The sequence below is a fragment of the Streptacidiphilus pinicola genome, assembly GCF_003258295.1.
Classification (GTDB): Bacteria; Actinomycetota; Actinomycetes; order Streptomycetales; family Streptomycetaceae; genus Streptacidiphilus; species Streptacidiphilus pinicola.
Genome location: NZ_QKYN01000186.1, coordinates 28,310 through 28,818, shown reverse-complemented (window position 1 = coordinate 28,818; position 509 = coordinate 28,310). Strand labels below are relative to the sequence as shown.

Below are 509 nucleotides of genomic sequence, written 5' to 3'. Positions count from 1 at the left end.
CCGTGCTGTCCCCCCCCGCCGCCCACCCGGTCGGCGCCGCCCGCCCCCGCCCGCCCGCCGGGTCCCCCCCGCCCCTGCGCCCCCTGCTCACCCCGGACACCCCCGCCGGCCCCCGGCCCCGCTGCGCACCCCCCCCCGGCGCCCCCGCCCGCGCCCCCGCCCCCGCCCCCCGCCGCGCTCGCCCGCCTGGCGGCGGGCGGGCGGGGGGGTGGGGGGGGGCGGGGACGAGGGCGGGGTCGCCGAGGGGTGAGGCTCAGCGCGGCTGGAGGCCGCCGAGCTTGTCCGGGTTCACCTGGAAGCGCAGGTTCTGCAGGCACCCGTCGGCGATGTCGTAGCTGAGCGCGCCGACCGGTTGGCCGCCGAGGGTGAACAGCACTCCCTCCTCGCCGTTGATGCTCGCCGACTCCCAGGCCATGCCCTGCAGTTCGGGCTTGGCGAGGACGCCGAGCATCCAGCGGGCCACGTGGTCGGTGCCGTGCAGCGGGCGTCGGGCCGCGGTGACCTTGCCG

General features: G+C 81.1%; 1 pseudogene. It reads right to left on the bottom strand.

What is annotated here, in order from left to right:
• Positions 1-253: 253 nt before the first annotated feature.
• Positions 254-509, bottom strand: a pseudogene (locus DN069_RS35580) (RNA polymerase subunit sigma-24); the annotation flags it as partial.